Origin of the sequence: Lentzea sp. NPDC004782 (assembly GCF_040609115.1) — a bacterium.
In the GTDB taxonomy this organism is placed as follows: domain Bacteria; phylum Actinomycetota; class Actinomycetes; order Mycobacteriales; family Pseudonocardiaceae; genus Lentzea.
Genome location: NZ_JBEXJN010000024.1, coordinates 64,922 through 88,645 on the forward strand (window position 1 = coordinate 64,922; position 23,724 = coordinate 88,645).

The following is a 23,724-nucleotide window of genomic DNA, read 5'->3' on the forward strand; positions in this document are numbered from 1 at the left end:
GGTCAGTATCTCGCTGCCACGAGATCCTCGTACGCCTCGGGTCGCCGGTCTCTCAGGTGTCCCATGGACCGCCGGGCCGCGTCCAGGGCCTGCCGCACGTCGAGCTCGGCGACCGCGACGCCCTCGGCCACGCCGGTGTCGGCGACGATCTCGCCACCGGGGTCGACGACCTTGGCACTGGCCACGAACCGCAGGTCGCCGAACGTGCCGGACTGGTTGGCCGACAGCCACACGATCTGGTTCTCCAGCGCCCGCGCCCGGTCGAACAGGTCGAACCGGCGTTTCCACCGGTCCTGCGCGAGATCCGCGGCGGGGCTCGTCCTGCTGCCCGGCCAGGCCGACATGCACACGACGATCTCGGCACCGTCCAGCGCGAGCGACCGCGCCGACTCGGGGAAGGCCTTGTCGTAGCAGATCAGCATGCCCAGCCTGCCGACCGGCGTGTCGAACGCGGCGAAGGCGTCGCCCGCCCGGTAGGTGGCGTCCTCGGACAACGGCTGGTGCACCTTGCGGTGGTTGCCGAGCACGCCGTCACCGTGGACGCACACCGCGCTGTTGTAACGGAACCCGTCCGCTTCCTCGCAGTACCCGGCGGTGACCACGATGTCGCCGGCGAGCGCGGCGAGCCTGCGGATCTCGGGCCCGTCGAGCGCGAGCGCCGGTGGTCCGTCCGCGTCCCCGTCGAGGTTGGCCAGGTAGCCGCCGAGGCACGCCTCGGGCAGCGCGAGCAGGCCGACCCCGTCGGCACGGGCCCGGTCGATCAGCCGCGAGATCCGCGCGAAGGCGGCCTCCAGGTCGCGGTCGAACGGCGCGGCCACCGCGGCCATGCGCAACTTGCTCATGACGTCCCCAATCCCGTGACCCCGGCCGTGATGGCCGAGGTCTGTTCACCGTCGGGCCAGCGCAGCGTCACGCCGCTGCCCGCCACCAGCTCCCCGCATTCGACACTCACCGCGGGGCTCACGAGCGGGGCGCCACCGGGCTCGTCCGCCGTGAGCATCGCGAAGCCCGGGAAGCAGGTGAGCCAGTCGCCCACCGTCGCGCCGGACGGCCGGGGCACGTCGGCGACGGTGAGCACCGCCCCGCACCCGCTGGACTCGGCGAGCATGCCGAGCGTTCCCACGACGCCCGCCATGGACACGTCCTTGGCGGCCGCGGGGCGGGCCGTCGCGACCGATCCCAGCATCGCCCGCAGCTCGGGCGTGCGCCGCGAGGTCGTGGAGTCCCATTGCCTGCCCGCGTATCCCGGCCGCCAGCTCCCGGCGAGGTCGGCCGTGAGCCGCACCCGGTGGCCCGGCCGTCCGCCACCGCCGGGCACCGGCCGCGCCGTGCGGCCCAGCGCGGTCACCGACAGGGCGGCGGGCACGCCGAGCTGGGTGTGCCCGCCGAGCACCGGCACGTCGTAGGCCTGGCTCGCCCGCCGCAGTCCGGCGAGCACACGTGCCGCGAAGGAGCGGTCGCGCGCTCCCAGTGCGTCCAGCAGGCCCACCGGTTCGGCGCCCATCGCGGCGAGGTCGTTGACGTTGACCAGCACCGAGCACCAGCCCGCCCAGTCCGGGTCGCGTTCGACCATCGACGGCAGGATCGCGTCGCACGCCGCGACCAGGTCGCTGCCCGGCACCGGCACCCCGTCGTCGCCGACGAAGCCGGGCACACCGGTGAGTCCGGCGAGCAGCGGCCCGAGATCGCTCTTGGTGGCCTGGACCAGCGCGGCGATCCGGCCGATCGGCCACCGCATCAGCACGTGCGGGGTGTCGGCCACGGACACCGGCCGCACCGCCGTCCAGCCCAGGCGGGTGAACAGGGGCTCGTTGCGGGTCTGGACGGTGGCTTCGAACCGGAGCACCCCGGCGTTCTCGGCGTACGCGCACGCCGCCCTGATCAGCGCCGCTCCGATCACCCCGCGGCTCGCCGGAGCGACCACGAGCCTTCCGCCGAGCCACCAGCCGAGGTCGGGTCCCTCGGTCGCCGGGCCCAGCCGCACCCCGCCCAGGACCTCTCCCGCACCGTCACGGGCGACCAGCACGACGGTCCGCGGGTCGTCGTCACGATCGTCGCGGTCGTGTCCGGTGAACAGGCCTTGCTCGCGCACGAACACTTCGGTCCGCAACGCGTGGTATGCCGCCGTGGTCACCGCGTCGTCGGCCTGCTCGATGCGGAACGCGGGCTGACGCGCGATGGTGGCCCGGTCGCCCAGGACCGCGAGGACGTCGATCATCGTCAGCCTCCCGCCGCGCTCAGTGCACCGCACGCCCCGCAGGCCGCGCATCCGGCGCCCTGGTCGGCGCCCTTCATCCCGGCGGCACGCAGCAACGCGGCCACCCGCTCGGTGACGTCGCGGACCACGGCGGGCGCGGGTGGCTCGGCGCCGTCGCGACGGGCGAGCGTGCCCAGCATGGGCCGCATCGGCACCACGAACGGGTACACACCGCGCTCGATGAGCCGTGCCGCGCCCGCCACCAGGTCGTCCGGGTCCTCACCGAGGCCGATGAGCAGATACGTCGAGACGCGGTTGCGGCCGAACACCCGGACCGCCTCGTCCCACGCGGCCTCGTACTCGGCGAGCGGCACGGTCGCCTTGCCCGGCATCCACCGCCGCCGCACGTCGTCGTCGAGCGACTCGACGTGGATGCCGATCGAGGTCGCACCCGCCTCGCGCAGCTCGGTCAGCACCGCGAGATCGGCCGGCGGTTCGATCTGCACCTGGATCGGCAGGCCGGGCACCGCTTCGAGCACCTCGCGCACGCATCGTGCGAGGTGCCGGGCACCGCGATCGGGCCCGGTCGTGGTGCCGGTGGTCATCACCATCTGCCGCACGCCGTCCAGCCGGACCGCGGCCTTCGCCACCTCGGCCAGCTGCGCCGGTGTCTTCGCCGCGACCGTCGCGCCGGAACGCAGGGACTCCTCGATGGCGCAGAACCGGCAGCGTTGTTCCTCGGCGTAACGGATGCAGGTCTGCACGACGGTCGTGGCGAGCACGTCGCGTCCGTGCAACAGCGCGATCTTGCGGTACGGCACGCCTTCCGCCGTGGTCAGGTCGTAGAACTTGGGCCGTGCCACGGGTTCCACGGACAGGCCGAGGTCGATCGTCCCCTCGAACACCCGCCCGTCCCGGACGGTGTAAGGACTTTCGGGGTTCAGCGGCAGTGCCGCGTTGGCACCGTCGACGACCAGGTGGCCGTCGTCGCTCGGGCCCGCGCCCTTGCTGCGCCGCACCGGCGCGTCCACCCGCACGCCCCGCACGGCCAGGTCGATCCTCGTGGCGAGCTTCTGCGCCGCCTGCTCATCTGTGTCAACGCGCACGGTCACCAGGGCCTCCGGTGGAAGCACTGGCCTTCAGGCCGGGGAGGAATCCGGACTCCGCCAGGAGCGTCCCGGCGGAGCCGGGGCGGTTCAAGCACGCGGTGCGCGGGCAGGCGGGTCGGCGTCGTGGTCGTCATGGTGCTCCCGGTAGGTTGTGGTTCGTGCGGACGGCGTACAGGTGCCGGGCTTACCCGACCCCCGAGCAGGCTGCGGTGCTGGACCGCACGTTCGGGTGTGTGCGTCTGGTGTGGAACAAGACGTTGAGCGAGCGGAACCGCCGCTACCGCGCCGAGGGTGCGCGTACCTCGTATCGGGAGACCGATGCCGCGCTGACCGAGTGGAAACGCACCGAGGAACTCGCGTTCCTGTCGGAGGTGTCCTGTGTGCCGTTGCAGCAGACGCTGCGCCATCAGCACATCGCGTTCGGCCACTTCTTCGCCGGGCGTTCCCGCGTGCCGAGGTTCAAGTCCCGTACCGGACGGCAGAGCGCGCACTACGCCCGCTCGGCGTTCCGGATGCGCGAGGGTGTGCTGATGCTGGCCAAGACCAGCACACCGCTGCGGTTCGTCTGGTCCTTCGGCGAGGTGGACCTGGCCGCGCTGGATCCGACGACGGTGGTGATGTCGCGTGAGCCGGACGGCCGCTGGTACGTCACGTTCGCCGTCGACACCACCGCACCCGCCCCAGCAGAGCCCACCGGGCACGCCATCGGCCTCGACCTCGGTCTCACGGACTTGCTGGTGACCAGTGACGGTGAGCGGGTCGCGAACCCGCGGCACCTGGTCCGCAAGGCCCGGAACTTGGCCCGTTACCAACGTCGGATGGCCCGTTGCCGGCGCGGCAGCCGCAACCGCCGCAAAGCCAAGGCCAAGGTCGCCCGCGCGCACCGCAAGGTCCGCACCGCCCGGCAGGACTTCCTGCACCGCACCACCACGGGCCTGGTGCGCTCGGCTGACGTGATCGCGATCGAGGACCTGTCGGTCAAGGGCATGGTGCGCAACCGCCACCTCGCCCGCGTCATCTCCGACGCAGGCTGGGGCGAGTTCCGGCGCCAGCTGGAGTACAAGTGCGATCGCGCCGGTCGCACACTGGTCGTGATCGACCGCTGGTTCCCCTCCAGCAAGACGTGTTCGGCCTGCGGGCACGTGCTCGCCGAGCTTGCTTTGTCCGCCCGGCACTGGACCTGTCCGGGCTGCCGCACCCGGCACGACCGGGACCTCAACGCGGCCAAGAACATCCTTGCGGCTGGTCGAGCCGTAGCCCGAAACACAGTCTCGGGTGATGCCTGCGGAGCTGATGTCAGACGGCAAGGGACCTCCCTTCCGCGATCGGCAGTGAAACAGGAAACCCGCGCCGCGAGGCCCAGCGCGTAAGCGCTTCCCGCCACACGGCGGGTGGGAATCCCTGCCCTTCAGGACAGGGAGAAGTCAAACCCCTGACTCTGCAAGGACATCGGACGTCGGGCTGCCGGCCGGGACCTCACGGCCGGCAGCCGCCGTTCGGGAGGAACGCGAATGGGCCGGTGTGGCTACCACATGTACGTGGAGTTGATGATCGCGCCCTTGCGGGCGTAGTGGATCAGCGCGTCCTGCACGTCGAGCGGGTGCGTCGGGATGACGCCCGCGATCAGGTCCTCCTCCCGAAGGCCGTGCAGCGACAGGCCGAAGCGGCAGCAGTAGACCTTGCCGCCCTCCTTGATGAAGGTCTTCAGCTGGTCGTTGATGTTGTGCTCACCGGGGAACGCGGAGTTGCCGGTGGTCGGGAACCCGCGGGTGGCCATGCAGTTCATCGAGCCCGGTCCGTAGAAGTAGATCGCGGACTCGAAACCCTTCCGCAGCGCGCGAGTCGCCTGCAGGATCGCCACGAAGCTCACCGACGACTCGTGCGCGATGCCGTGCACCAGGGTGAAGTAGGACTGACCGGGCTCGGCCTGGTAGTCGGGGAAGACCTTCGTCCCGCCGTAGAGGTTGGAGCCCTCCGGCAGCGACGGGTGCGGGATCTCCTCGAGGCTCTGCTTCTCGGTCTCGGTCAGCTCGGACACGCGTTCTCCTCGGTTGTTCTGTGGGGTTGTTCGGTGGGTCGTTCACCACGGGCGCTACCCGTAGAGCTTTTCGAAGGTGCCGCGGAAGACCAGACCGGCGAGCTCGCCGTCGCCCGTGGCGGCGCGCAGGCGGGCGTACTCGCCCTCGTGGTCTCCCCAGGGTTGATCGCTCGCGAAGAGGATCCGGTCGTGCCCGATCCCGCGCCGGTCGATCTCGCGGGCGAGCCAGCGCGGCGCGAAGCCGATCGCCCACGACAGGTCGGTGTAGACCTGTTTGCCCGCCTCGATCCAGTCGAAGAACCGGTGCGAGACCAGCTTGATGTGACCGCTCATGCCACCGCCGAAGTGCACGAGGTGCACGGCCACGTCGTCGCCGTACCAGTCGACGAGGTTGCCGACCTGGTCGACGTCCGACGCCGCGCCGGGCGAGGTGTGCACGTGGACGACGAGTCCGTGCTCGCGGGCGACCGCGAAGATCCGGTCGAGGCCGGGGCGGCACGCCGGGTCGTCCGGCCTGCCACCGAGCAGGAAGCTGAGTTTCAGGGCCCGCACACCGCGTTCTCCCGCCAGCGCCAGCGCGGCCTCGGTCCGCTGTGCGTCGCGTTCCAGCGGGGACACCCACAGGCAGGCCCGGATCCGGTCGTCGCGCGTCGCCGCCTCGACGCACAACTCGTTGAAGGAGAAGGCGATGTCCGGGTCGGGCACGCCGTAGTTGGGCAGCACGAGCGCTCGTTCGGTGCCTTCGGCGTCGAGGTCGGCGATCAGCTCGTCGATCGTGGCCCTGGCGGTGACGTCGGGCCGCACCGCCGGGCCGCCGTAGAACGGATACGCGGGCATCACACCGATGTGCCGGTGCGCGTCGTGGACAGTTCGGTCAGGCATGGCACCCACTTCGTCGGTTGCGGGCCTAGGCCACGGTGCGGGTGGCCGTCCAGTACTCGTCGCTGGGGAAGGTGTCCTCGGGTGTCCCCGCGATCCACGGCACTCCGCTCGCGATCCCGGTGCGGCGCTCCGACGCGATGTGGGACACCAGGTGCCGGGCGTCGTCCGCGACGCCGCAGAACCGGCCGGAGCCCCAGGTGTGCTGCCAGGGCAGCCCGATGAAGTAGAGCCCGGGGCAGCTGGTGACACCGCGCTCGTGTGTGGGATACCCGCGCCCGTCGAAGACGGGGACGTCGATCCAGCGGTGGTCGCGGCCGAAACCCGTGCTCCACACCACCGAGGTGATCCCGGACAGGTCCAGTTCGGACGGTTCGGCGTCCGGCGTCCACACCGGCACGTACCTGGACTCGGCGGGTGCGTCGACACCGCGGGCGAGGATGTGGGCGTCGATCGAGTCCTTGATCCCCTCCGACACCGCGTCGGCGTGGTCGAGGTTCTTCGCCAGGTCCGGCGCGAACCGCGCGAGGCCGTCGCGGATGTCGGTGAGCCTGCCGTAGAGCCGCATCCCGTCACGGGCGAACGCCCGCAGATCGATGTCACGACCACCGTCGCGACCGGTGACGTAGTGGTTCGCCCGCAGCCGCACCGCGTCGGCGTCCTCGAACTCGTCGATGCCGCGCCGGTAGTACCCCATGTCCTCCAGCCAGGCCACCACGTCGCGTCCCCGGTAGGACCGCGCGACCCGCGGTGCGCTGCCCACCGCCAGATGCACCTGCCGGCCGGCCAGGTGCAGGTCCTCGGCGATCTGGCAGCCGGACTGCCCCGTGCCGACGACGAGCACCTCACCCGCCGGCAACGCGCCGGGGTTGCGGTACTCCGAGGAGTGCAGCTGCACCACGTCCGCGGGCACGCGCTCGGCGATCCTCGGCCTGAGCGGCACCTGGTACGGCCCGGTGGCCAGCACGACGTGATCGGCGGTCAGCTCGCCGTGCGTCGTGGACACCCGGAAACCGCCACCTTCACGGCGCCGGAGCCGGACCGCCGTCACGCCTTCGACGAGCGGACAGTCGAAGGACTTCGCGTAGTCCTCGAGGTAGCGCACGATCTCGTCGCGGACCATGAATCCGTCGGGATCGCTTCCCCGGTAAGGAAAACCGGGCAACTGGCACTGCCAGTTGGGGGTCACCAGGCAGAAGGAGTCCCACCGCCGGTTCCGCCACTCGCCGCCGGGCCGATCGCGCTCCAGCACGACGTGGTCGATGCCCGCGCGGTCCAGGCAGTAGCTGGTGGACAGCCCGGCCTGACCGCCGCCCACGACGACCACCGTGCGGTGAACCCCGGCCAGGTCGGTGCTCATCGTTCGAACCCCTCGACCAGGATCTTGGCCTGCTGGTCGGCGAACTCCGCCGCCTTCAGCTCGATGTCGGCGAGCTGCGCCTCCGCCTGGGCACACGCGAACCCGTGGATCTCGCGCACCCGTTCCGATGCCTCCGTGAGCGCCTTCCTGCTCAGCGTGACGAATTCCGTCAAGGAATACGAGCCACCCGCACGGAAGTACTCCTCGACGACGGTAGAGGGCGAATAGCACCTATTAACCGAGTCGTCCGGCCAGCGCACGCGGAACAACACTTCAGGCACGGTTGCCTCCCGCAGTCCGTTGATGACACGAACAAGTTCAACCGTGAATCATTTCCGTTTCGTTTCATCCGGAACATCGCCGGGTTACGTGTCATGGGCTTTGTTACAGACTTCCCCGTTCGCCGGACGCAGCTCGATCCGAGGTTCCGCGATTTTGCCTTGACTCAACAAAGAGACACGTCGTTGACACAACCGATACAGGAACATGACGACGACGACACAGAAGATGGTTGACTGAAATCTGTTCACCTCGACGGTCAGAGCTTTTCGAAAACGGCGGCCAGGCCCTGTCCGCCACCGATGCACGTGGTCTCCAGCCCGTAGCGGACGTTCCGGCGCACCATCTCCCTGGCGAGCGTCGCCAGCACGCGCGCACCGGTGGCGCCGACCGGGTGTCCCAGAGAGCACCGTGCTGGCCGGGGCGTGAGCAGGAAAATCGCGCAGCGGCTTGTAGATCACGGTGTCACGTACGACCGGTCACCCGCCGCACGAGCGCGTCCAGCGCCACCGCACCGCTGCGGCGCACGAGCACCGGATTGGCCTCGGCTTCCACGACCTCCAGCTCGTGGGCGAGTGCCGACATCGCGACGACGGCATCGGCCAACGCCGTCACGTCACCGGCCGGGGCGCCGCGATGACCCTTGAGCACCACGAGCCCCCTCACCTCGTCGATCATCTCGAGAGCGGTCTCGCGGTCAACCGGGGCGAGGCGTACCGACACGTCGTCGTACAGCTCGGCCTGCACGCCACCGGTGGAGAGCACGACCACCGGCCCCACGTCGTGGCTGCGCCGGAAGCCGACGAGCACCTCGCCGACGCCCGGCTCGGCCATCGGCTGCACCAGGACGCGGTCGACGGTGACACCGGCGCGATGCGCGACGTCCGCGACCATCCGGCGGGCCGCCTCGCGCACGCCGTCGGCATCGGCGACGTTCAGCACCACGCCACCCACGTCGGTCTTGTGCGCGAGCTGGTCGGACAACGCCTTGACCACCACCGGAAATCCGAACGGCAGCTCGACGTCGTCGAGTGAAGCGATCTTGACGACCACAGACGGGAGCACGGGCACGCCGACCGCGGTGAGCACCTCGGCCGACGCCTGCTCGTCGATCAGCACCGGCTCGCCGGAAGGGCACGCCCCGATCCGTTCCGGGTCGATCGTCGCGGTGCGGCGGGCGAACGCGGCGGCGACGGCGTCGGCGCACGTCTCCGGGGTGCGGAAGGCGGGAACGCCCGACGCGGCCAGCAGCGCGGCGGCGTCCGGGGCGTCCGGGAGCGCGAACCCGACGACGGGCACGGCATGCCCGCCGCGGTCGGCCAGCGCCTGCACGGCGAGTTCGGGGTTGAGCCGCGCGGAGGAGCCGATCACGAACACGACGAGGTCGTACTCGCCGCTGTCCTGCAGCTCGCGCAGGGCGGCCGTGACGATGTCGTGCCGGGCACCGGCCAGCCCGAGGTCGGAGATCAGGCTGTGCGGCACGGGTGCGCCCGCCGCCGCCATCCGTTCGACGAGCTCGCGGCCGGGCGCACGGACGGACACCCCGCGAAGCGCGAGCTGGTCGACCATGATCGCCGCACCGCCGCCGGTGGTGGTCACGACGCCGACGCGCGGCGTGCGCGGACCGCTGCCCGCCGGGATCCGTTCGAGCAGCGCGGGTGCCTCGGCCAGTCCTTCGAAGGTGCTCACCCTGGCGAACCCGCACGCGCGGAAGAACGCGTCCGCCTCGGTGTCCTCGCCGGCCAGCGCGCCGGTGTGCGACACGGTGAGCGCGGCGGCCTCCTCGGAGCGGCCGAGCTTGTAGACCGCGACCGGCTTGCCCGCCCGGTGCGCGGCGGCGGCGAACTCGGCCAGATGGCGGGAGTGCCGAAGTGACTCCAGGAACAGCGCGTAGGAGGTGATCTCCGGGTCGTCGAGCGTCGCTGTGCAGATCTCCCCCAGCGACAGGTCGGCCTCACCACCGGTGGACACCAGGCCCGCGAACCCGATCCCGCGCCCCCGTGCCCGGCTGACCAGCGCGCCGATCACGCTGCCGGACTGCGACGCCACGAAGATCCCGCCGCGCGGGGTGTCCGGCTCGCCGAACGCGGCATTGCCGGTGAGCATCACACCGTTGCGCGGGTTCACGACGCCCAGGCTGCTCGGGCCCACCACGCGCGTCGGCCCCAGCGCGGCCGCGGCGCGCAGCCGGTCCTCCCTGGCGAGCCCTTCCTCGCCTTCCTCCGCGAACCCGGACGACAGCACCGTCACCACCGGCACACCGAGCCGTGCGGCCTCGGCGACCGCCTCGACGGCCGCGTCCGCCCCGGTCATCACGTAGACGTGGTCGGGCACGCCCGGCAACGCGGACAGGCTCGGGTACGCCTTCTCCCCCTGCACGGTGTCCCGGCGCGGGTTCACGAACCACGCGGTGCCGCGGTACCCCGCCTGGGCGAGGAACCGCTGCGGACGGCCGGTGGTCTTCCTCGGGTCGTCGGAGGCGCCCACGATCGCCACGGTCGCGGGCTCGAGCAGGGCGGCGGCCAACGGGGTCTGGCTCATCGGTTCTCCCTCACGCAGAGACAGTTCTCAATACTCTATAGACTATTGGGTTGTATTGTCTGCGGCATGGACCACAGCGGGGACGAGACGTCCGTTCCAGGAGTCGTGAACACCACGCCGCTGGCCGAACGGCTGGGGCTGCACCGCGCGGGCGGCCTGCTCACCGGATCCCCGGTGCACGGGTTCGACCAGCGCGTGTTCGGCGGCCACCTCCTCGGGCAGGTCGTGCTGGCGGCGGGTGAGCACTCCCCCGCCGGGCGGGCCGTGGAGTCGCTGCACGTCTACTTCCTGCGCCCCGGACGCCCCGGCGTGCCGATCGGCTACTCGATCCGCACGGTCCGCGAGGGCCGAACCCGCACCGTTCTCGCGGTCAGCGCGGAGCAAGCCGGCCGTGAGCTGCTCACCGGTGTCGTGGCGCTGGGGCCGGACGAGCCGCCGCACGACCCCGTCTCACTGACGGCGCCGGCCGTGCCCGCGCCGGAGGAACTGCCCACGCTCGCCGAGCGCCGTTCCCTCGGTCTTGCGCCGGATGGTGTGCGGCTGCCGCCGCTCGGGGACTGGCGCACCTCTTCCCGGCCGTTGGACGTCCGGTACGTCGGCGGCTCGCCGCGGTGCTTCTGGTTCCGCGCCGAGCCCGCGCCGGACGCCGGCGAGCACCTGCACCGGGCGGTGCTGGCGTTCGCCTCCGACCGCTCGCTGCTGCCGGTGATCGCCCGCGACCGTCCGATGGCGAGCGTGGACCACGCGATGTGGTTCCACGCCTCCCCGGTGTGCGGGCAGTGGTACCTGTACGTCCAGGACTGCCCCGCCGCGCACGCCGGGGGTGGGCTCGCCCGCGGCACCGTGTTCGACGCCGCGGGCCTGGCCGTCGCCTCCGTCGCCCAGCACGGTCTCGTGCTCTGATCAGCGCAACAACGCCGGATCACCCGCGCGGAACCCGCAGCCGACGGCTTCTTCGAGCCGCCGCAGGGCTGCCGCGAGCTTCGCGGGCGGTTGGGTGGTGGCCCAGTGACAGGGGCCGCCCAGCCGTTCCGGGAAGCCGTAGCCGCGCGTCAGCAGCACGTCGACGTCGCCGGGCCGGGCCGCGATCCCCTCGGCGAGCAGCAACGCGGCCTCGTTGGCCATCGCGGTGAGCACCCGTTCGGTGATCTCCCCCGGCCCGATCGACCTGGCGGTGATCCCCTTGTCCGCGCGGGATTCCGCGATGATCCGCGCCACCTCGGGATCGTCCTGCGGTGTCCTCGTGCCGTCCGGATAGCGGTACCACCCGACGCCGGTCTTCTGGCCGAGCCGGCCCTTCTCCACGAGCCGGTCGGCCACGTCCGGGTAGCGCTCCCGCGGGTCCCTGGCGGCGTCGCGGCGGCGGCGGGCCCGCCACGCGACGTCGAGACCGGACATGTCCGCCACCGCGAACGGGCCCATCGCGAAACCGAGGTCCCGCAGCGCCTCGTCGACCTGGCGCGGTTCCGCGCCCTCCTCGACCAGCAGCTCGCACTGGTACCGGTAGGCGCTGAACACCCGGTTGCCGGCGAACCCGTCGCACACCCCGACCACGATCGGCGTCTTGCCGAGCAGGCGTGCCGCGGAGAACGCGTGATCCATCGCGTCGGAGCCGGTCTTCTCGCCCCGCACCACCTCCAGCACGGCGGTGCGGTGGGCCGGGGCGAGGAAGTGCATGCCCAGCACGCGACTCGGATCCGGCACGGCCGCGGCGAGGGCGTCAACGTCCAAATAGGACGTGTTGGTGGCCAGCGGGACGTCCGGCACGACCGCGGCGGCGGCCGCGAGGACCTCGGCCTTCACGTCGTGGTCCTCGAAAACCGCTTCCACCACGAGGTCCACCCCGGCGAGGTCGGCCATCCGCGTGCTGGTGCGCACCGCTGACGTGCGGGCGCGTTCCAGCATCTCGGCGTTCACGTCGACCAGCACGACCTCCACGCCGGACGCGGCGAACGCCCGCGCAATCCCCGCGCCCATCGTGCCCGCGCCGATGACTCCGACTCGGCGGAGTTCCTTTCGTACCAAGGGCTTTCCCGCGCGGGTCGCCGCGGTTCTGGCGAAGAACAGGTGCCGCGACGCCGCCGCTTCGGGACTGGCCCGCAACCTCAGGAACTCGGCCCGCTCGTGCCGCAACGCCGCCCGCGCCGGTACCGCCGTAGCCGTCAGCACGGCCCCGATCGCCGAGACCACCGGTCCCGTCGCACCGTGCCGGGCCAGCAGCCGCCGGGCCGTCTCCTCGAACCGCCCTGGCGGTCCCGTGCGCGCGGGTTGCTCGGTGAGCACGCGTTTGGTCGCGGTCCTGGCCGCGGCGACGGCGCGCTCCCGCAGCCGTTCCGGCACCACCAGGTCGACCACGCCTTCGGAGTGCGCCACGTCCACCGGTGCCGCGGACACCACGAGCTCCAGCACCCGGTCCGGATCGATCAGGCGCACCGTCCGCACGATGCCGCCGGCGCCGGGAATCATGCCCAGCCCTGCCTCCGGCAGCCCGATCCGCGCGCCCTCCACCGCGACTCGGAGGTCGCAGGCCAGCGCCAGCTCAAACCCGCCGCCCAGGGTGGAGCCCGAGATCGCCGCCACCACCGGACGCCGGTGCCGTTCGATCGCGGCGAGCACCTCCGGCAGGTGCGGCTCGGGGATCTCGCCCTCGAACTCGCGCAGGTCCGACCCGGACACCAGGTGCCTGCCGGCGCCGATCAGCACCACCGGGTCGTCCGCAGTGGCGTGCAACGCTTCCAGCAAGCCTCGGCGCACGGCCGCGGTGCTCGCGTTGACCGGCGGGTTGTCGATCACGACGACGGCGACGTCGCCGTCCCGCTCGATCCGGACGGGCCCGCTCATCGCGGTGCCCGCTGGCTGAAGCGGCGGCCGAAGATCTCCTCGGCGATCCGGTTCTTCATCATCTCCATCGACCCGCCCGCGATCATCCAGCCGCGGGTCCGGCGCATGCAGTACTCGACCAGCGACTCGGTGCTGTAGCCGAGCGCGCCCATCATCTGCATCGCCGCGTCGGCCGCTTTGAACCCGGCCTTGTTGGCGGCGAGCTTGGCGACGGTCGTCTCGTAGGCCGACGGCAACCCGTCTTCCGCGTTGCGCACCGCGCGGTCCAGCAACGCCTCAGCCGCGTCGAGCTCGACCGCGGCCTCGGCGAACGTCCACTGCACACCCTGGAACTCGTTCAACGTCCGCCCGAACTGGGTGCGCTGCGACACGTGGTCACGCGCGAGGTTGAACGCGAGCCTGCCCAGTGCGAGCGAGCGCGCGGCGTTGCCGATGCGTTCGACGTTGAATCCGCTCATCTGCTTCTTGAACCCGCCGGGACCGAGCAGGATCCGCGAGCGCGGGATCCGGCAGCCGTCGAAGTACAGCTGGGCCCAGGTCTCCCCGCTCATGTAGGACGACGGCGGGCCCAGCGTGAAGCCGGGGTCGCCGCGCTCGACGAGCACCGAGCCGATGTTGCCGGTGCCCGGCCCGAACCGGACGTAGACCAGGAACAGGGTGGCGTCGACGCTGTGCGTGGACCAGATCTTGGTGCCGTCGATGACGATGTCGTCACCGTCCTCGACGACGCTGGTGGTCAGCTCGGTGGCGGCGGACCCGGCCTCCGGTTCGCTCATGCCGAGGGCGATCAACCCGTTGCCGGACAACAGGTCCGGCAGGTACGCGGCCTTCTGCTCGGGTGTGCCGAACTGGACGAACGTGCGGATGGCGCCGAAGTTGCCCGCCTGGAGGATGTCCGCGCTCTTCGGGCAGTGCTGGGCGACGGCCCTGATCACGGCGACGGCGGTGGCGAGCCCGGCGCCCTGGCCGCCGTCCGCTTCGGCGATCGTGAGCCCGAGCAGGCCCTGCTCGCCGAGCATCCGGGCGACGTCCCAGGCGTAGCGCGGATCGTGGGCGCGTTCCAGGGCGCCCGGCGCGAGGTGCTTGCGAGCGAAAGCGTTCACCGAGTCGAGCAGGTCCTGCGTGGCGGTGACGTCGGCGGAGTGCGCGACGGTCGTGGTCATCTGAAGTCCTCCGAGGAGACCTCGTCCTTCAGGACGAGGAGGAATCGGCCCCCTGCGGAGCAGAGCAGGAACAGCCGTGTCGCCGCCGGGGCGATACGGCGTCCACGACCCACCCGTACAGGGGAAAACAGCGGCCGGGTAATCTGTGAACGGTGAATGGGCTGGTGAAGCGGGCGTTTCGGTACCGCTTCCATCCGAGCGAGGCGCAGGCGGCGGAGCTGTCGCGCACGTTCGGGTGTGTCCGCAAGGTCTACAACTTGGCGCTGCAGGCCCGTGCTGAAGCGTGGACGCTGCGCGGGGAGCGGGTCGGCTACGAGGCCACGTCGGCATTGCTGACCGCGTGGAAGCGCGCCGAGGAACTGGCGTTTCTGGCTGAGGTGTCGTCGGTGCCGTTGCAGCAGGCGTTGCGGCATCTGCAGACCGCGTTCACGAACTTCCGGGCGAAGCGTGCGCGGTTTCCGCGGTTCAAGTCGCGGAAGAAGTCGCGCGCTTCGGCGGAGTACACGCGTTCGGCGTTCCGTTGGTGTGACGGGGCGTTGACGCTGGCGAAGATGGCCGAGCCGCTGGACATCCGCTGGTCGCGGCCTCTGCCCGAGGGTGTGCTGCCGTCGACGGTGACCGTGTCGCGGGACGCGGCCGGCCGCTGGTTCGTGTCCCTGCTGTGCGAGGACCCCGGTGTCACACCGTTGTCCGCCACGGATTCGGTGGTGGGCATCGATGTCGGTCTCGATCACCTGCTGGTGCTCTCGACCGGGGAGAAGATCGGCAATCCCCGGCATGAACGCCGCGACCGGACGGCACTGGCCAAGGCCCAGCGGGCGTTGTGCCGCAAGCAGAAGGACAGTAACAACCGGGCCGAGGCCCGCGTCAAGGTCGCCCGTATTCATGCCCGGATCGCCGATCGGCGCACGGACCACCTGCACAAGATCACTACTCGGCTCGTGCGTGAGAACCAAACGCTCGTGATCGAGGATCTGGCTGTGTCCAACATGGTCGGCAACCACCGCCTGGCTCGCGCCATCAATGACGCGGGCTGGCGGCAGTTCCGGCAACAGCTGCAGTACAAAGCAGACTGGCGTGGACGGGACGTGATCACCGTTGATCGCTGGTTCCCGTCGTCCAAGCTGTGCTCGGTCTGCGGTGCGCTCGCCGTCAGCATGCCGCTCCACGTGCGAATGTGGACCTGTGGCTGTGGCGCGACCCATGACCGGGACGTGAACGCGGCACGCAACATCCTGGCCGCCGGGCTGGCGGTGACAGTCTGTGGGGCCGGTGTAAGACCTCAACGGAACCCTCCGGGCGGGCAGTCGGCGACGAAGCAGAAAACCCCGCGGCGCGAGCCGTAGGACTCCCCCTCGTTCACGAGGGGAAGAAGTCAAGTCGTGCCTTTCGTCGGAAGTCAGCCGATGAAGCCGAACTTCTGCTTCCACAGGGCCTCGTCCGCCTTGGCGTGCCGGGCGAAACCGTCCTCGGTGAGCAGGTGGAACCGCGGTGAGTCGGCGGTGGGCAGCTCGTAGTCGCCGGTGCGGACCGTGCCGATGTCGGTGCGCACCGGGACAAAACCCTGCGATCCGACGAACCGCTGGCCCGCCTTGGACGCCGACCAGTTCACGAACACCCGTGCGGCCGCGCTCCGCGCACCGCGAGGAGTGAGCCCGAGCGGCCCTTCCGAGGCCGAGACACCTTCCTCCGGGATGACCAGGCGGATCGGAGCACCGCCGGTCTCCGCGCCGAAGGCGTTGTTCACGCTGACGGTCGCGATCGAGATCTCTCCGCGCGCCAGGGCGTCCACCTCGGTGGAGGTCGAGTTGAACACTCGCGGCTTCTGCTGGGCCATCCTGTCGAGGAACTGCGGGCCGAACGTGTCGAGCTGGAAGCGGGTCAGCGCGTTCAGCGTGCCGCCGGTGGTGATCGCGACGATGCCGAGCTCCCCGCGGAAGCGCGGGTCGACCAGGTCCTCCCAGCCGTCCGGCGGGTTCTCGGTGTGGATGGCCGAGTTGTAGGCCATCGCGTTGACGAAGTAGTAGGCGGCGAACCAGTTCGGGCTCGACTGCTTGAGCTGCGCGCGGAACGGCGTCTCGTACGGCACGTACACGCCCGCGTCGGTGAACTTCCGCGCGGTGCGCGGGTCGGTGAGCCGGATGACGTCGGCGCCGAGCTTGCCCGCGCCGTGCTCGGACAGCGCGCGCTCGGCCAGCTTGTTGTTGGGCAGCCGGGTCAATTCGACCGGGATGCCGGTCTCCGCGGTGAACCGGGCGATGGTGAGGTCCTCCGCCTCCTTGCCCGCCGCGGAGTACAGGATCACACGTTGCCCGCGGGCCTCCGCGTAGAGCGCGCGGTCGGCGACCAGCTCCCCGTCGACGCGCAGCCCGTCGGAGGTGTCGACCGCCGGAGGTGGCAGCAGCCGTTCGGCCTGCGCGGTCTTGGAGTTGGCCGGTGATCCGCACGCGGTGATCAGCAGGAGTGCCGCCACCACGAGCACGTTGGTCTTAGCCATGACGTCCCCCTGAGCCCGCCCCGAAGCGGCGTGGCAGGTAGCTGAGCAGGAACATGATCGCGCAGTAGACGAGCGCGGTGGCCGACGCTTCACGCAGCGCGCCGCCGTTCTCGAACTGGTCGTAGATGGCGATCGAGAGGATCTCGGTGTCGGTGGTGTAGAGGAACAACGGCACGGTCAGCTCGCGCATGCTGAGCATCAGCAGCAACAGGAACGTCGACAGCACCGCCACCCGCAGCAGCGGCAGCGTGATCCACGTGACCGCGCGGACCCGCCGCGCGCCGAGCATGACCGCGCTGTCCTCCAGGTCCCGGTCGAGGGACCGGATCGAGGACGCGATGCCGCGGAACCCCTGCGGCATCTGCACCACGAGGAATCCGATGATCAGCACGCCGAGCGTGCCGTACACCGGCAGGGGCATCACCAGCCACGTCCACAACAGACCGATGCCGAGCACGACGTGCGGAATGGCCAGCGGCACCATGGAAACGCCCTCCAGCGCGCCCTTGCCCCACGACCGCGTCCGGTACACCACGTAGGCGACGGCGAAGGCCAGCGCGGTGCCGAGGGCAGCGGCGGCCACCGAGACCACGACGCTGTTCGTCGTCGCGCCGAGGAATCCGTCCGAGGTGACCGCCGCCGCGAACGACGTGACGTCGATGGCGCCCGGATCCGCCAGCGAGGCGAACGACCGCATGTACGGCGAACTGCGCACCGCGGAGAGCAGCAACGCGAGCAACGGCAACACGATCGACAGCAGGAAGTAGGCCAGCGCCGCCAGCAACACCGGCGTGCGCCACCTGCCCAGCGCGATCGTGCGCGGCTTGACGCCCTTGCCGGAAACCGTCGTGAACGACCGCGAGGCGAGGAACCGCCGCTGCAGCCACGTCACCAGCACGACCACCGCGACGAGTGCGATCGCCACCACCGCCGCCTCGTTGCCGCGTGAAGGCGTGGTGTTCATCAGCTTGTAGATGAACGTGGGCAGCGTGTCGATGCCGCCCGGTGTCGCGAGCACCTGGGACACCGGGAAGTTCTCGAAGACCAGCACGAAGATCAGCAGGCCGGACCCGAGCACCGCGGGCAGTGACAGCGGCAGCGTGACCGTCCGCAGCGCCCGCCACGTCGGGCTGCCGTGCACGCCGGCCGCGTCCTCCAGGTCCGGGTTCATCAACGCCATCGAGCTGTGGATCATCAGGAACGCGTACGGCGCGTAGTACATCGCCATCACCACGATCACGCCGCCGTAGGAGTACACGTCCACCACCGGCCCGGTGATCCCGAGGTCGCGGAAGCCGACGTTGATCAGCCCGGCGCCGGGGCTCGCGAGGATCGACCACGCCAGCGCGCCCACGTAGGACGGCAGGAACAGCGGCATCAGCCCGATCAGGTACAGGAACCCGCGCGCACGGACGTTCGTGCGGGCCGCCGCGAACGCCAGCGCGCCGCCGATCAGCGACGCCAGCACGGTCGCGCCGATCGCGATCACCAGCGAGTTCAGCGCGGCAGCGGTGACGCCTTCTGCCGCGACGACCCGCAGGTTGTCGAACGTGAAGGACAGGCCCGTGCTGCCAGGACGCGGCACGTCCGAACTGAACGCCGCGAGCAGGATGAAACCGGCCGGAACCAGCACCAGGAACGCGACCAGGGCCAGCAGCGGAAGCCCGAGCAGACGGGTGCGCAGCGGGACGGTGGCGCGGCGGCGAGGGCTCGGGCTCGCGACGCCGGGTGCCGGGGCGGCAGGAGGACGGGTGGGGACGGGGGTCGTCGTCATGCCGCCACGACCTCCCCGTGCTCCGCTGTGTGCTCGGGCAGCAGGTGGATGTCGCGTGCCTCGATCGCCACGCTCACCTCGGTCCCCGCGGTCAACGTCCCGCCCGGCGGCGGCGGACAGATCGCCTCCAGCACCATCCCGGATCCCGTCCGCACGGTGCACCGGATCGACGCGCCCTGGAACACCGCGACCTCGACGGTGCCGGACAACCGGTTCACCGCGCGGCTTTCCGCACCGGTCGTCAGGTCGACCCGGACGTGCTCCGGCCGGATGCAGGCGTGCCACGGACCCTCACCGTCACCCAGCTCGTCGACCGCGAGTTCCTGACCGGTGAGCCGCACCCGGTGACCGTCGACGGCGGAGACCTCGAAAACGTTGGTGACGCCGAGGAAACGCGCGATGGACGCGCTGGCGGGCCGGGCGTAGATCTCCTCCGGCGTGCCGAACTGGGTGATCCGGCCGTTCTGCATGATCGCGATCGAGTCCGCGAGCGCCAGCGCCTCCTGCTGGTCGTGGGTGACGTAGAGGCTCGTCAGCCCGCTTTCCAGCTGGATGCGGCGCAGCTCGACCCGCAGCTCGTCCCGCAGTCGTGCATCCAAATTGGACAGTGGTTCGTCGAGCAGCAGCACGGCCGGTTCCATCGCCATCGAACGGGCCAGCGCCACCCGTTGCATCTGGCCGCCCGAGAGCAGGCTGGCACCGCGTGAGCCGAGGTGCGCCAGTCCCACGACCTCCAGCACGGCGAGTGCGCGGCGCCGGCTCTCGGTGCGGCTGATCCCCTTCATGCGCAACGGGAACGCGACGTTGTCGGTGACCGTCATGTGCGGCCAGACCGCGTAGGACTGGAACACCATGCCGACGTTGCGCCGAAACGGTGGTACTGACACACCCCGCGCTCCGTCGTACACGATCCGGTCGCCGATCGTGATGCGCCCGCCACTGGGCGCCTCCAGGCCGGCGATGCAGCGCATGGTGCTGGTCTTGCCGCAGCCGGACTCGCCGAGCAGCACCACCGACTTCCCGTCGGAAATGGTGAGATCCAGGTTCTTCACGGCACGGTGCTCGCCGTAGACGAGCTCGAGCGCCTCGACACCGACCTTCATCAGTTGGCTCCTCGGGTGCGGGCCGCGCGGTCGACGTCGTCCAGGAAGTCCAGGCCGTCGAACCGGTGCACGGCGTCGATCAGGTCCTTGGTCGCGGGTTCTCCGATCACCGGTTCGCAGAGACCGCGGACCTTCTCCTCCAGCGCGGCGTCGGACAACGGGTTCGCGGGCTCGCCGTAGGGCTGCTGGACCCACGTGCCGACGGTGCGCCCGTCGCTCAGTTCGACCGTGGTGCGGGCCGGGCGGCCCGACCGGGGGTAGGCGGCGTCGGCGTCCGGGTCGACGGTGACGGTGACGCGGTTCATCAGCGCGCGGACGGCGGCGTCGGAGCGGGCGTCCGCGGCGAAGTCGCTCAACGTCACCGCGCCGCGGGTGAGCGCGACGGCGACCGTGTACGGAAGGCTGAGCTGGGCCTGCAGCACGGTGTCCAGGCCGGTGCCGTTGTGCCGGGCCGCTATCGGGAAGGTCTCCACCCGCACCGCCTCGATCTCGGACGGATCGATGCCGTGCTCCTGACGCAGAGCCAACGCGCCGTCAATCGCACCGTGCACGTGCCGACAACACGGGTAGGGCTTCACGTACGTGCCGAGCAACACCCACCGCTCGCCGAGGCCGTCGCGAACCCGTTCCGGCGACCACGCCTCCCCCACCGGCCCCGCGTAGGCGGCGAAGTACCCGTCGGCACCCTCCAGCACCGTGGTCGGCCCGGTCAGTCCGCACGTCGCCAGGTCCGCGGCGGCGATGCCGTCCCGCGCGGCCTTGCCGGGGTGGAACCGCTTGACCTCGGCCGAGTCGCCGAGGAACTCGAACAGCCCGCTCGCGTGCGACCCGGCGATGCCCAGCGCGTTCGCCGTCTCCCCGACCGTGAGGCCGCGCAGCACGGCCGCCGCGGCCGCCGCGCCGAACACACCGCCGAGCGGCGTGTTGTGGAAGTGGCGGTCGCGCGTCGCGGGGTGACCGGCCGCCGCGATCCGGCACGCCAGCTCCATCCCGATCGCAGCCGCCACCCGCACCCGTGCCGCGTCGGCGCCGGTGCTCTGGCCGAGCGCGAACACCACCGGCAGCACCACGGACGTGGGATGCATGCTCCCGGGGGTGTACCCCTCGTCGGACTCGATGCCGTGCCCGTTCGTGCCGTTGACCAGGGCCGCACCGAGAACCGAGGCACGCCCGTGACCGATCGCGGTCACCTCGTCGCCGGGGTACAGGGCCGCCGCATGTCGCGCGACCGCGTGCGAGACGGGCCCGGCCGAGCTGGCCACCATCCCGGCAACGGCGTCGAGGGTCATCCGCCGCAGGTGCCGATCAAGCTCGGCGGGCAGAGGCCGGTGCCCCTGCTCGACGATCCACTCCGCGACATGCCAGGTCAAACCGGTATGTGCAGCCATTGCACCCTCCCGCTCGGCTGGTGGGGGCCACCGGCGTCGGCGGCGTGCGAGAGAAGCTACATAGTCTATAGAGTGTTGTCTACAGGTTACACCTGAGGATCCAGGGCCGATTTCCCATATCCCATAGACTGTAGAGATCAGGCCTCCGGACCGAAGGACGTCGAATGACCAACGGAAGCTCCGCGTCTCCCCCGCAGAGCCGCACCGCCTGGGTTGCCGACCGGATCCGCGAGGACGTCGCGTCCGGCACCATCCGCCCCGGCGAGCTGATCAAGCAGACGGTGCTGGCCAAGCGCTACGGCGTCAGCCCCACCCCGGTACGCGAGGCACTGCGCATGCTCGAGGCCGACGGCGTGATCGACTACGCCACGCACAGAGGCGCCACGGTCCGGGAGATGACACCGGACACCGCCGCCGACCTCTATCGCCTGCGCGCCGCCGTGGAGGCCGTCGCGGCGAGCACGGCCGTCGAGCGGATGACCCCGGAAGGCCTGCGCACCGTCGAGGCACGGCACGCCGACATCGAACGGGCCATGCGCGACGGCACGGCACCCGCCGAGCTGTCCCGGCTCAACAAGCGGTTCCACTTCGCGATCTACGAGATGTCGTCACCGCTGATGCTGCAGTACGTCGAGGCGCTGTGGGTGCGCTTCACGCCGCCCGCGACGATCTGGTCGACCGAGCACGCGGACGCGTTGCAGCGTGATCACGACGGCATCCTCCAGGCGTTGCGCGATGGCGACGCGGAAGCGGCCGGTCGGCTCACCGCGGAGCACGTCCGGCACGCGGCCGCGATCCGCGACCGGCACCCCGAACTGCGCGCTTCCGGCAGCCAGGACCGGGAGGACCTCGGCGCCACCTGATCCGCCGAGCACGAGTGCGACCCGCTTCCCGTTCCGCTGTCCTTCTCCGACTCGGACGTGCGCTCACCACCCCGCCCGCAGTTCCAGCTCCAGCACCAGGCGCTGGGCCGGCTTCGCCAGGTCGATGCCGTAGGTCTCGGTGGCCCGGCGCAGGCGTTGCCGGACGGTGTTCGGGTGCAACGACAGCTCCTCGGCCACCGCACGCACGTCCCCGGCGTGGCGCAGCACGGCCAGCAGGGTGCGGCCCAGCTCGGTGCCGCGTTCGCGATCGTCGGCGGTGATGCGGGCGCCGAGACCGGAACGCAGTCGATGATCAGCGCGGACCGCGTCGACGAGCCGCTGTGCGACGAGGTCGATCCGCAGGTCCGCCAGCGCGTACCGGCCTGGGGCCGCACCGGTCGCCCGCAGGTGCCGCACGGTGCCCTCCAGGTCCTCGCGCCGCTCGGGCAACAGCCGCGGCGAGGTGACGACACCGCCGTCGACGAGATGGACCGGAACGGCCGACACCCCCGCCGCCCGCCGGGCCAGCTGGTCGAGCAGCGCCGGCATCCGGACCGCCGACGCCACGTGCGGGACGTGCACGAACACGATGTCGCCGACCAGGGCGAGCGCCGGCTCGTACCCGAGCGCGCGGGCGGCCGGACCGAGCGCGTCCAGCACGCTCATCAGGTTCGTGCGCGTGCTGTCGCCGGCCGTCTCGGCCAGGCAGACCAGCGTGGCCGGGCACGGGACCGCGGTCGCGGCGCCCGGCCGGTCCAGGGCTTTGCGCAGCGCCTGGTCGCGCGCGTCCTGGTCGGCGTCGAACTGCCGGCGTGCCACGAGCATGTGCAGTGCCGCGGTGCGGGCCGCGGCGATCAGCAGCGGCTCGACGCCGACCGTCGCCGCCTCGTCCGGGAAGAGGGCCCACAGCGAGCCGAGCACCCGGTCCCCCGCGCGGATGACGATCGCCGACCGCGGCAGGTGTCCTGGCCGGCGGACCGCGTACACGGTGTTGCTGCGCCACAGCCCGGCGATCAGGTGGTCGGGCAGGTTGTCGTCGGGCACCCGGCGGGCGAGGATCCCGGCGCGGCGCGGCTCGTCGATCGGCTGGCCCGGCACACTGGAGTAGGCCACGATCGTGCGGTCGGTGTCGATGATCGCGATCGCGCCGCCGGTCGTGATCGCGACCGAGTTGGCCAGGGCGAACAGGTCGCCGCCTCCTCCAGGGGCGCCGGCGTCGGCTCCACCGCCGCGTTCCCCGTCGACCGCGGTCGCGAGCAGCGCGGAGACCAGGCCGAACAGTCGAGTCCACGGCATCGCGGGGTCGATCGCCACGACAGCGGCCCCGGCGGCGTCGGCAGCGGTGCGCAGGAACTCCGCTCCGTCGCGGTGGGACCGCACGGCCAGCACGCCGTCGCGCTCGGCGACCACGGCCAGCGCCCGGTCGAGCGCCTCCGGGGACCGCGGATCCAGTCCGATCGCCAGCTGCAGACTGCGGACCGGTGTCTCCCCCTCCTCGTCGGGGTCGAACAGGTCGACCGCGGCCACCGCGGCGTCTGCCGGTCCGGCCACGTGCTCGGCGATGCCCGGCCCCAGCGCCATGACCAGCTCACTCAGGGGGATCGACGACATGGCTGCCCTCTTTCGGCGATGTTCGGCAGGACATTCAATCCGACTCTCGGATGTTACGAGTGGACATTGTCGCAGCGTGTG

The 23,724-nt window shown here is 71.2% G+C and carries 19 protein-coding genes and 1 pseudogene; 4 read left to right on the forward strand and 16 right to left on the reverse strand.

Annotated elements, in window-relative coordinates; translation table 11 throughout:
• Nucleotides 1–2 precede the first annotated feature (2 nt).
• Genes ABZV40_RS22865 through ABZV40_RS22875 form a run of 3 tightly spaced genes read right to left on the reverse strand, consistent with a single transcriptional unit; the run spans nt 3 to nt 3,309 of the window.
• Nucleotides 3–842, reverse strand: a complete 840-nt coding sequence (locus ABZV40_RS22865; protein ID WP_355444848.1) for a carbon-nitrogen hydrolase family protein — start codon at nt 840–842, stop codon at nt 3–5.
• Nucleotides 839–2,218, reverse strand: coding sequence for an MSMEG_0567/sll0787 family protein (locus tag ABZV40_RS22870; protein WP_355444851.1), 1,380 nt, complete (start codon nt 2,216–2,218; stop codon nt 839–841). The genes ABZV40_RS22865 and ABZV40_RS22870 overlap by 4 nt, the downstream gene beginning before the upstream one ends.
• 2 nt (nt 2,219–2,220) lie before the next feature.
• Nucleotides 2,221–3,309 (reverse strand): MSMEG_0568 family radical SAM protein, encoded by a 1,089-nt coding sequence (locus ABZV40_RS22875; protein WP_355444854.1) that lies wholly within the window; start codon nt 3,307–3,309, stop codon nt 2,221–2,223.
• A 155-nt stretch (nt 3,310–3,464) separates the two neighbouring features.
• Here ABZV40_RS22875 and ABZV40_RS22880 point away from each other — a divergent pair, with 155 nt between their 5' ends.
• Nucleotides 3,465–4,676 carry an RNA-guided endonuclease TnpB family protein gene (locus ABZV40_RS22880; protein ID WP_355444856.1) on the forward strand — a complete coding sequence of 404 codons (1,212 nt, stop codon included), beginning with the start codon at nt 3,465–3,467 and terminating at the stop codon, nt 4,674–4,676.
• 155 nt (nt 4,677–4,831) lie between these two features.
• On the opposite strand, the gene ABZV40_RS22885 is transcribed toward ABZV40_RS22880, so the two are convergent.
• The 6 genes and pseudogenes from ABZV40_RS22885 to ABZV40_RS22910 form a co-directional block, all read right to left on the reverse strand.
• Complete coding sequence (locus ABZV40_RS22885; RefSeq protein ID WP_355444859.1) at nt 4,832–5,344, reverse strand: MSMEG_0572/Sll0783 family nitrogen starvation response protein; 513 nt, start codon at nt 5,342–5,344, stop codon at nt 4,832–4,834.
• 54 nt (nt 5,345–5,398) lie between these two features.
• A complete protein-coding gene (locus ABZV40_RS22890) occupies nt 5,399–6,226 on the reverse strand; it encodes an amidohydrolase family protein (RefSeq protein WP_355444861.1) in 828 nt (275 codons plus the stop codon).
• Between the two features lie 25 nt (nt 6,227–6,251).
• Nucleotides 6,252–7,583: an MSMEG_0569 family flavin-dependent oxidoreductase gene (locus ABZV40_RS22895; RefSeq protein WP_355444863.1), complete on the reverse strand. Its 1,332-nt coding sequence runs from the start codon at nt 7,581–7,583 to the stop codon at nt 6,252–6,254.
• Nucleotides 7,580–7,864: an MSMEG_0570 family nitrogen starvation response protein gene (locus ABZV40_RS22900; RefSeq protein WP_355444865.1), complete on the reverse strand. Its 285-nt coding sequence runs from the start codon at nt 7,862–7,864 to the stop codon at nt 7,580–7,582. The genes ABZV40_RS22895 and ABZV40_RS22900 overlap by 4 nt, the downstream gene beginning before the upstream one ends.
• A gap of 257 nt (nt 7,865–8,121) precedes the next feature.
• Nucleotides 8,122–8,268, reverse strand: a pseudogene (locus ABZV40_RS22905) (acetyl-CoA C-acyltransferase); the annotation flags it as partial.
• Nucleotides 8,269–8,327: 59 nt separating this feature from the next.
• A complete protein-coding gene (locus tag ABZV40_RS22910) occupies nt 8,328–10,403 on the reverse strand; it encodes an acetate--CoA ligase family protein (RefSeq protein ID WP_355444868.1) in 2,076 nt (691 codons plus the stop codon).
• Between the two features lie 66 nt (nt 10,404–10,469).
• Here ABZV40_RS22910 and ABZV40_RS22915 point away from each other — a divergent pair, with 66 nt between their 5' ends.
• Entirely contained in the window at nt 10,470–11,306 is an 837-nt protein-coding gene (locus ABZV40_RS22915; RefSeq protein ID WP_355444871.1) for an acyl-CoA thioesterase domain-containing protein, read from the forward strand.
• On the opposite strand, the gene ABZV40_RS22920 is transcribed toward ABZV40_RS22915, so the two are convergent.
• Entirely contained in the window at nt 11,307–13,244 is a 1,938-nt protein-coding gene (locus ABZV40_RS22920; RefSeq protein ID WP_355444874.1) for a 3-hydroxyacyl-CoA dehydrogenase NAD-binding domain-containing protein, read from the reverse strand.
• Nucleotides 13,241–14,407 carry an acyl-CoA dehydrogenase gene (locus ABZV40_RS22925; RefSeq protein WP_355444877.1) on the reverse strand — a complete coding sequence of 389 codons (1,167 nt, stop codon included), beginning with the start codon at nt 14,405–14,407 and terminating at the stop codon, nt 13,241–13,243. The genes ABZV40_RS22920 and ABZV40_RS22925 overlap by 4 nt, the downstream gene beginning before the upstream one ends.
• Before the next feature lie 152 nt (nt 14,408–14,559).
• On the opposite strand from ABZV40_RS22925, the gene ABZV40_RS22930 reads away from it, so the two are divergent.
• Nucleotides 14,560–15,753, forward strand: a complete 1,194-nt coding sequence (locus ABZV40_RS22930; RefSeq protein WP_355444880.1) for a transposase — start codon at nt 14,560–14,562, stop codon at nt 15,751–15,753.
• Between the two features lie 53 nt (nt 15,754–15,806).
• Here ABZV40_RS22930 and ABZV40_RS22935 read toward each other — a convergent pair whose 3' ends face one another.
• The 4 genes from ABZV40_RS22935 to ABZV40_RS22950 are packed head-to-tail and all read right to left on the reverse strand — an operon-like array spanning nt 15,807 to nt 21,169.
• Nucleotides 15,807–16,904 carry an extracellular solute-binding protein gene (locus ABZV40_RS22935; protein WP_355444883.1) on the reverse strand — a complete coding sequence of 366 codons (1,098 nt, stop codon included), beginning with the start codon at nt 16,902–16,904 and terminating at the stop codon, nt 15,807–15,809.
• Complete coding sequence (locus tag ABZV40_RS22940) at nt 16,897–18,678, reverse strand: iron ABC transporter permease (protein ID WP_355444886.1); 1,782 nt, start codon at nt 18,676–18,678, stop codon at nt 16,897–16,899. The genes ABZV40_RS22935 and ABZV40_RS22940 overlap by 8 nt, the downstream gene beginning before the upstream one ends.
• Nucleotides 18,675–19,781, reverse strand: a complete 1,107-nt coding sequence (locus ABZV40_RS22945) for an ABC transporter ATP-binding protein (protein ID WP_355444888.1) — start codon at nt 19,779–19,781, stop codon at nt 18,675–18,677. The genes ABZV40_RS22940 and ABZV40_RS22945 overlap by 4 nt, the downstream gene beginning before the upstream one ends.
• Nucleotides 19,781–21,169 carry an MmgE/PrpD family protein gene (locus ABZV40_RS22950; RefSeq protein WP_355444891.1) on the reverse strand — a complete coding sequence of 463 codons (1,389 nt, stop codon included), beginning with the start codon at nt 21,167–21,169 and terminating at the stop codon, nt 19,781–19,783. The genes ABZV40_RS22945 and ABZV40_RS22950 overlap by 1 nt, the downstream gene beginning before the upstream one ends.
• 164 nt (nt 21,170–21,333) lie before the next feature.
• Here ABZV40_RS22950 and ABZV40_RS22955 point away from each other — a divergent pair, with 164 nt between their 5' ends.
• Nucleotides 21,334–22,032, forward strand: coding sequence for a GntR family transcriptional regulator (locus tag ABZV40_RS22955; protein WP_355444894.1), 699 nt, complete (start codon nt 21,334–21,336; stop codon nt 22,030–22,032).
• Between the two features lie 63 nt (nt 22,033–22,095).
• Here the strand turns inward: ABZV40_RS22955 and ABZV40_RS22960 are convergent, their stop codons facing one another.
• Nucleotides 22,096–23,643, reverse strand: coding sequence for a helix-turn-helix domain-containing protein (locus ABZV40_RS22960; protein ID WP_355444897.1), 1,548 nt, complete (start codon nt 23,641–23,643; stop codon nt 22,096–22,098).
• Nucleotides 23,644–23,724: the final 81 nt, after the last annotated feature.

Bases quoted from the DNA above. Each gene is read 5' to 3' on its own strand.
- ABZV40_RS22955 (WP_355444894.1), top strand. From the start codon at position 21,334: ATGACCAACGGAAGCTCCGCGTCTCCCCCGCAGAGCCGCACCGCCTGG.
- ABZV40_RS22960 (WP_355444897.1), bottom strand. From the start codon at position 23,643: ATGTCGTCGATCCCCCTGAGTGAGCTGGTCATGGCGCTGGGGCCGGGC.
- ABZV40_RS22890 (WP_355444861.1), bottom strand. From the start codon at position 6,226: ATGCCTGACCGAACTGTCCACGACGCGCACCGGCACATCGGTGTGATG.
- ABZV40_RS22945 (WP_355444888.1), bottom strand. From the start codon at position 19,781: ATGAAGGTCGGTGTCGAGGCGCTCGAGCTCGTCTACGGCGAGCACCGT.
- ABZV40_RS22915 (WP_355444871.1), top strand. From the start codon at position 10,470: ATGGACCACAGCGGGGACGAGACGTCCGTTCCAGGAGTCGTGAACACC.
- ABZV40_RS22925 (WP_355444877.1), bottom strand. From the start codon at position 14,407: ATGACCACGACCGTCGCGCACTCCGCCGACGTCACCGCCACGCAGGAC.
- ABZV40_RS22865 (WP_355444848.1), bottom strand. From the start codon at position 842: ATGAGCAAGTTGCGCATGGCCGCGGTGGCCGCGCCGTTCGACCGCGAC.
- ABZV40_RS22920 (WP_355444874.1), bottom strand. From the start codon at position 13,244: ATGAGCGGGCCCGTCCGGATCGAGCGGGACGGCGACGTCGCCGTCGTC.
- ABZV40_RS22950 (WP_355444891.1), bottom strand. From the start codon at position 21,169: ATGGCTGCACATACCGGTTTGACCTGGCATGTCGCGGAGTGGATCGTC.
- ABZV40_RS22895 (WP_355444863.1), bottom strand. From the start codon at position 7,583: ATGAGCACCGACCTGGCCGGGGTTCACCGCACGGTGGTCGTCGTGGGC.
- ABZV40_RS22935 (WP_355444883.1), bottom strand. From the start codon at position 16,904: ATGGCTAAGACCAACGTGCTCGTGGTGGCGGCACTCCTGCTGATCACC.
- ABZV40_RS22870 (WP_355444851.1), bottom strand. From the start codon at position 2,218: ATGATCGACGTCCTCGCGGTCCTGGGCGACCGGGCCACCATCGCGCGT.
- ABZV40_RS22910 (WP_355444868.1), bottom strand. From the start codon at position 10,403: ATGAGCCAGACCCCGTTGGCCGCCGCCCTGCTCGAGCCCGCGACCGTG.
- ABZV40_RS22940 (WP_355444886.1), bottom strand. From the start codon at position 18,678: ATGACGACGACCCCCGTCCCCACCCGTCCTCCTGCCGCCCCGGCACCC.